The organism is Glaesserella sp., from assembly GCF_041817755.1.
In the GTDB taxonomy this organism is placed as follows: Bacteria; Pseudomonadota; Gammaproteobacteria; order Enterobacterales; family Pasteurellaceae; genus Glaesserella.
Genome location: NZ_JBGYBX010000061.1, coordinates 40,306 through 47,310 on the forward strand (window position 1 = coordinate 40,306; position 7,005 = coordinate 47,310).

Genomic DNA, 7,005 nt, shown 5'->3' on the forward strand with positions numbered 1-7,005 from the left:
ACTCAATGAAAATATTACATATTTGCTCGGAAATGTATCCGCTAATCAAAACGGGCGGATTAGCTGATGTTATGGGTGCATTACCTTACGCACAACAAACTGCCGGTCATGATGTGCGCGTATTACTCCCATATTATCCTCAAGTAGCTGAAAAACTCGAATCTCCTGTTGAAATCGTTACACTCAATACGTTTGCCGGTATCGTGACGTTACGCTTTGCCTATTTTAACGGACTTGGCGTCTATGTCGTCGATGCTCCGGATTTGTTCTTTCGTCGTTTACCTTATTATGACGACAACTACCAAGACTACAGCGATAACTATAAACGCTTTGCATTACTCAGCTATATAGGGGCACAACTTTCTGAAGGTCTAGACAATTGGTGGGGACGCGCAGACATTCTCCACGCTCACGACTGGCAGGCAGGCTTGGCTTGTGCATATCTGAAGAGTTGGAATAGCCCGGTAAAAAGCGTATTTACCATACACAATATTGCTTATCCGGGGCGCTTCCAAGCACACCACTTAGGTGAATTAGCTTTGCCATGGGAATTCTTAAATACCGACGGATTAGAATTCTACGGTGAAATGTCTTACCTCAAAGCCGGTTTATACTATGCCGATCGTATTACCACCGTCAGCCCAAGCTATGCTCAAGAAATTACTGAAGCGATTGCCGGTGGCGGTATGCACGGCTTACTCCAAACCCGCCAAGCGGAAGGCAGACTTCGCGGTATTCTCAATGGCGTAGATGACACGGTTTGGAACCCGGATAGCGACACCAATATCGTTGCCAATTATCGCCCGAGCTATATGCACGGTAAGGCTAAAAATAAAGCGGAACTTCAACGTATTTTCGGCTTACCGGAAGATAAAGAAGCCATGCTGATGGTGATGGTAACCCGCTTAACCGAACAAAAAGGTGCGGACTTCCTGCTAGCAAAAATTGATGAAATCATGCAACATCCAGTGCAACTTATCGTATTGGGTAGCGGAGCACCTGATTTGGAACATGCATTACGTGAGGCTCAAGCCCGTTATCCGCAAAAAATCGGTTTAAAAATCGGTTACGATGAAGCGCTTTCCCACCAAATCATTGCCGGAGGGGATGTAATCCTTGTTCCTAGCCGCTTCGAACCTTGCGGGTTAACACAACTTTACGGATTAAAATACGGTACGCTTCCGCTTGTCCGTAAAACCGGCGGACTGGCTGATACCGTCAACGACAGCCATAAAGAAACCATTGAAAACCGCACCGCAACCGGATTTGTATTCAAACATCCGGATGCCAACGATTTCTTTGAAGCAACACTCCGAGCCATTAATTTATGGAAAAAACAAAAATTATGGTCCGGTGTTCGTCAAAACGCACTTGCTCAAGATTTCGGCTGGGCAAAAGTTGCTCAACAATATCAAGAGCTTTACCAAGAAATCCTATAAATTCGATTTCCCCTTTCAACTTAATGAAAGGGGAATCGACTTAATTTGCAAAATATCGAGAAGATCATACCACTTGTCGTGAGCTTAGGAATTTACAAACACTCCTCTCTTCTGTATAATCCGCCCGCAATTTTTCCAAGTTTGTTTTAAATTTATCTATTTGAGGAACTATTGCAATGCTACGAGTAATCAAAGAGGCGCTCACATTTGATGACGTACTTCTCATCCCGGCACATTCTACCGTGCTTCCGAATACCGCCGATTTATCCACCCAACTCACCTCAACCATCCGATTAAATATCCCCATGTTATCCGCCGCCATGGATACCGTCACCGAAACCAAACTGGCAATTTCCCTTGCGCAAGAAGGCGGCATTGGTTTTATTCATAAAAATATGAGTATCGAACGCCAAGCGGATCGCGTGCGCAAAGTGAAAAAATTCGAAAGCGGTATGGTTTCCGATCCCGTTACCGTCAGACCGGATTTAACCTTAGCGGAATTAAATGAAATCGTGAAGAAAAACGGCTTTGCCAGCTTCCCGGTGGTGGATGAAAATAAAAATTTGGTCGGGATCATTACCGGGCGCGATACCCGTTTTATTACCGATTTAACCAAAACCGTGGCGGAATTAATGACCCCGAAAGCGCGTTTAATCACCGTACAGCGCAACCCGTCACGCGAAGAAATTTTCGGGTTAATGCACCAACACCGCATTGAAAAAGTGCTTGTCGTGAATGACGAATTCAAATTGAAAGGCATGATTACGCTGAAAGACTACCAAAAAGCGGAAAGCAAACCGCAAGCCTGTAAAGACGACCTCGGACGTTTACGCGTCGGTGCGGCGGTCGGTGCCGGTCCGGGTAATGAAGAACGCATTGAAGCCTTAGTCAAAGCAGGCGTGGACGTACTGTTAATCGACTCATCCCACGGGCATTCCGAAGGCGTATTACAACGCGTTCGCGAAACTCGTGCAAAATATCCTAACTTACCAATCATCGCAGGTAACGTCGCTACCGCTGAGGGCGCAATCGCTCTTGCTGATGCCGGTGCAAGTGCGGTGAAAGTCGGTATCGGTCCGGGCTCTATTTGTACCACCCGCATTGTCACCGGTGTCGGCGTGCCGCAAATCACCGCCATTGCCGATGCAGCAGAGGCGTTAAAAGATCGCGGCATTCCGGTTATCGCCGACGGCGGTATCCGCTATTCGGGTGATATTGCCAAAGCCATCGCCGCCGGCGCCTCTTGCGTCATGGTCGGCTCCATGTTTGCCGGCACGGAAGAAGCCCCGGGCGAAATCGAACTGTATCAAGGCAGAGCATTCAAATCTTATCGCGGAATGGGTTCACTCGGCGCGATGTCAAAAGGTTCTTCTGACCGTTATTTCCAATCCGATAACGCCGCCGACAAATTGGTACCGGAAGGCATTGAAGGACGCATTCCGTACAAAGGTTTGCTCAAAGAAATCATCCACCAACAAATGGGCGGATTGCGCTCCTGTATGGGGCTGACCGGTTGTGCCACCATTGACGAATTACGAACCAAAGCCCAATTCGTTCGTATCAGCGGTGCCGGCATTAAAGAAAGCCATGTTCACGACGTGACCATCACGAAAGAAGCGCCGAATTATCGGATGGGCTAACCTTACAAGCGGTCGGATTTTCCTAACATTTTGCAAATGTTGAGCGCATTCCGACCGCTTGTCACCAAAAAGAGAACGTCATGTTACAAGCCATTATTTTTGATATGGACGGTGTGATTGTCGACACTGAATATGTCGAATTCACTCTACAGAAACAGTTTATTGCCGATATTCAGGAACATAACCGCCCGATTACGCTTGAACAACAATCAGAAGTGGTCGGCAAGTCCTTAAGAGAAATCCCTGAAATCGTCAAAAAACTGAGCGGTTCGAGCTTACCGTTGGCAGAAATTCAAACCCGCTATCAAGCCTTTTTTAACGATTTATTTGACAACGTGGATTACTTAGCGATTTTCCGTTCGGATATTAAACAAATTATCGCCTTTGCCAAAGCCAACCGCATCAAACTGGCGGTGGCCTCGTCTTCCGCCCTGTCGCATATCAATAATATCTTGACCGTGTGCGGCATCAAAGATGATTTTGACCTGATCGTCACCGGCGACGACTTCGCCCACAGCAAGCCTGATCCGGCGATTTACCGTTATACCTTAGAAACATTAGGTGTTTGCGCCGAACACGCCGTTGCCGTAGAAGATTCCTATTATGGTATGATTTCCGCCAAAGGCGCAGGGCTCACCGTTATCGGCTACGAAGAAAAACGCATGATCATCGATCAATCCCCGGCAGATTACATAGGGAAAGATATGTCGGAAATTTTGGCGGTGATTAAACGGCTCCATGCCGAATAAAGTGCGGTCGGATTTTGCAAAGTTTTATGCAAATCGCACCGCTTGTCTCCACTATAAATGACTAAGGAGTAAAAAAATGAAAGGTCAATGCTTATGCGGTTCAGTGACAATCACTGCACCCGAAAACAAAAACGTTCATGCCTGCCATTGCGGGACTTGTGTCCGTTGGAACGGCAGTCCGTTATTTTCTTTAAGTTATCAACAAAAATTAGATATTTCAGGTGAAGATTTCATCCAATGTTATCAATCTTCCGAATGGGCGGAACGTGCTTTTTGTAAGAAATGCGGCACGCATTTATATTATCATTTATTAGGTACGGATAATTATGAACTGTCCGCCGGTTTATTTAGTGCGGAAAACGAGTTTACTTTAGAGCAGGAAATTTATATTGATCGTAAACCGTCTTTTTACTATTTAGGCAATGCTGTTCCTAAATTAACGGAGAAAGAATTTTTAGCAACATTAGGCTTAGAATAAGCAATCAACTTTAAGCAAATTCTTACAAAAACAGAGAAACACAATGAACAACATCCACAACCACAAAATCTTAATCCTTGACTTTGGTTCACAATATACCCAACTGATCGCACGTCGTGTGCGTGAAATCGGGGTTTACTGTGAACTTTGGGCTTGGGACGTGACGGAAGAGCAAATCCGTGAATTTAACCCGACGGGGATTATTCTTTCGGGCGGTCCTGAAAGTACCACCGAAGAAAACAGCCCGCGTGCGCCTGAATATGTGTTTAACGCCGGCGTGCCGGTGCTGGGTATTTGCTACGGTATGCAAACCATGGCGATGCAGCTCGGCGGATTGACCGAACCGTCCAGCCATCGTGAATTCGGCTACGCTTCCGTTGATTTGCACGTGCAAGATGCATTATTTGCAAAATTGAACGATGATCCGACCGCTTGTAGCCCGAAACTCGACGTATGGATGAGCCACGGCGATAAAGTCACTCGATTGCCACACGACTTCCAAACCACGGCGGTAACCTCAACCTGCCCGATTGCGGCGATGTCCGACGAACGCCGTCGTTTCTATGGTGTGCAATTCCATCCGGAAGTGACCCACACCAAAAGCGGTTTGGAATTATTGAAAAACTTTGTGATCGGCATTTGCGGCTGCGCGACCAACTGGACACCGGATAACATCATTGAAGATGCCGTTGCCCGCATTAAAGCGCAAGTCGGCGATGACGAAGTGATTTTAGGTTTATCCGGCGGTGTAGATTCCTCCGTCACCGCACTGCTGTTACACCGCGCTATCGGCAAAAACTTGCACTGCGTCTTCGTGGATAACGGCTTATTACGCCTTAACGAAGGCGATCAAGTTATGGAGATGTTCGGCGATAAATTCGGCTTGAACATCATTCGAGTGAACGCGGAAAATCGCTTCTTAGACGCACTCAAAGGCATTGATGAACCTGAAGCGAAACGCAAAACCATCGGCAAAGTGTTCGTCGATGTGTTTGATGATGAATCGAAAAAACTGACTTCGGTGAAATGGTTGGCGCAAGGCACGATTTATCCGGATGTGATCGAATCAGCGGCGAGCAAAACGGGCAAAGCGCACGTGATCAAATCTCACCACAATGTCGGCGGCTTACCGGATTATATGAAACTCGGCTTGGTTGAACCGTTGCGTGAATTATTTAAAGACGAAGTACGTAAAATCGGCTTAGCGCTCGGCTTACCGGCGGAAATGCTGAACCGCCACCCGTTCCCGGGACCGGGCTTGGGCGTACGTGTATTGGGTGAAATCAAAAAAGAATACTGTGATCTATTACGCAAAGCGGACGCCATTTTTATAGAGGAACTCTATAAATCCGGCTGGTATTACAAAGTCAGCCAAGCCTTTACCGTATTCCTACCAGTCAAATCTGTAGGCGTAATGGGCGATGGACGCAAATACGACTGGGTTGTCAGCCTGCGCGCCGTCGAAACCATCGACTTTATGACCGCCCATTGGGCGCATTTACCATACGATTTACTCGGTAAAATCTCCAACCGCATTATCAATGAAGTAGACGGCATTTCCCGAGTGGTGTACGACGTCAGTGGCAAACCGCCGGCGACGATTGAGTGGGAGTAGCAAAATACACACTCACAATTAAAACTATCAAAAGGAAAGTGTTATGACTACCAACATTAATGAAATAAATAAAGATCATGTGTTTACTGCTTATGCGGTTCTTCACGAAGAATTTCAGAAAGATCCTAAATTTAAAGAAAATATAAATAATGTCTTTAAAGAAAAGTTTTCCAAAGAAATTCTTGAAGAATTAAAGAGTCAAGCCTTTGATGATTATAAAGAACTTGATGATATGTTGAAAAAATTTCCAGCTTTTAAAGCTGATTTAAGAGAAATTATTATTAAGCAATTTGCTAAAAGAAATGATAAGTTCCAAGCAGTTCATTTTCTCTTTATGCATCAAAAGTAAGTATTTTATTGAAATACGATAACATATTCCCACACCGACACTTAAACCGTAAAAAAGTGAACATCATGTTCACTTTTTTTCTATCATACATTTAATTTTTCTTTAAACTCATATTTGCAAAATAATGCTAGAATCAGACCGCTTGTAAACAAATAGGAGGCTGTATGGGGTGGATTTCAGCGATTATTGTCGGTGCCGTTATCGGCTGGATTGCCGAAAAAGTCATGAAAAGTGAAATGGGATTATGTATGAATGTCCTCATCGGTATCATCGGTTCTTCATTAGGGCGTTGGTTGTTCGGCGATCTGCTGGATATCGGTTCCGCTCATGCCGCCGGACGTTTTAACGTATCCGGCTTACTTTTCGGTGTATTGGGCGCCTGTGTACTCATTTTTCTGTTACGTCACTTCCGTATCATGAAAAAATAGTGCCGGGCATATCCGTGTTTTACCGACTAAAAAGCCCATTTAAAACCATTCGTCAGAACATTTTTAAATGGGCTTTCACTTCTGTCATAACCTTTTCGATGTTTGGCGTTACGTTGATAACTGCCTTTCCCTTTTCGGTTTCGTTCTACTCGGCTTCTGAATAGCTTATCCGTAACTAATGCCTTAATGGCACTTTGTTGAATGTCACCGCGCTCGTGTGCGTAGTTGGTTTGAGTTTTCATGATAAAATATCCTTCCATTTTTGCACTCACATAAAGTTTGTATTTTCTCAAAACCAACTACGCAC

At 45.2% G+C, this 7,005-nt stretch carries 8 protein-coding genes; 7 read left to right on the forward strand and 1 reads right to left on the reverse strand.

All coding sequences use genetic code 11. The features are described 5' to 3' along the window. Positions 1 to 5 precede the first annotated feature (5 nt). The 7 genes from glgA (at position 6) to ACEYKX_RS09895 (ending at position 6,698) form a co-directional block, all read left to right on the forward strand. Positions 6 to 1,439: a glycogen synthase GlgA gene (gene glgA, locus ACEYKX_RS09865; RefSeq protein WP_373766487.1), complete on the forward strand. Its 1,434-nt coding sequence runs from the start codon at positions 6 to 8 to the stop codon at positions 1,437 to 1,439. Positions 1,440 to 1,615: 176 nt separating this feature from the next. Then, positions 1,616 to 3,079, forward strand: coding sequence for an IMP dehydrogenase (guaB, locus tag ACEYKX_RS09870; protein ID WP_373766486.1), 1,464 nt, complete (start codon positions 1,616 to 1,618; stop codon positions 3,077 to 3,079). A gap of 80 nt (positions 3,080 to 3,159) precedes the next feature. Continuing rightward, positions 3,160 to 3,828 carry an HAD family hydrolase gene (locus tag ACEYKX_RS09875; RefSeq protein WP_373766485.1) on the forward strand — a complete coding sequence of 223 codons (669 nt, stop codon included), beginning with the start codon at positions 3,160 to 3,162 and terminating at the stop codon, positions 3,826 to 3,828. Positions 3,829 to 3,904: 76 nt separating this feature from the next. Then, on the forward strand, positions 3,905 to 4,306 hold the full coding sequence (locus ACEYKX_RS09880) for a GFA family protein (protein WP_373766484.1): 402 nt from the start codon (positions 3,905 to 3,907) through the stop codon (positions 4,304 to 4,306). 43 nt (positions 4,307 to 4,349) lie between these two features. Further along, entirely contained in the window at positions 4,350 to 5,921 is a 1,572-nt protein-coding gene (guaA, locus tag ACEYKX_RS09885) for a glutamine-hydrolyzing GMP synthase (protein ID WP_373780716.1), read from the forward strand. 43 nt (positions 5,922 to 5,964) lie between these two features. Further along, positions 5,965 to 6,270 (forward strand): hypothetical protein, encoded by a 306-nt coding sequence (locus ACEYKX_RS09890; RefSeq protein WP_373766482.1) that lies wholly within the window; start codon positions 5,965 to 5,967, stop codon positions 6,268 to 6,270. Positions 6,271 to 6,434: 164 nt separating this feature from the next. Continuing rightward, on the forward strand, positions 6,435 to 6,698 hold the full coding sequence (locus ACEYKX_RS09895; protein ID WP_373766481.1) for a GlsB/YeaQ/YmgE family stress response membrane protein: 264 nt from the start codon (positions 6,435 to 6,437) through the stop codon (positions 6,696 to 6,698). Positions 6,699 to 6,724: 26 nt separating this feature from the next. Here ACEYKX_RS09895 and ACEYKX_RS09900 read toward each other — a convergent pair whose 3' ends face one another. Then, on the reverse strand, positions 6,725 to 6,940 hold the full coding sequence (locus tag ACEYKX_RS09900) for an alternative ribosome-rescue factor A (RefSeq protein WP_373766480.1): 216 nt from the start codon (positions 6,938 to 6,940) through the stop codon (positions 6,725 to 6,727). Between the last annotated feature and the right edge of the window lie 65 nt (positions 6,941 to 7,005).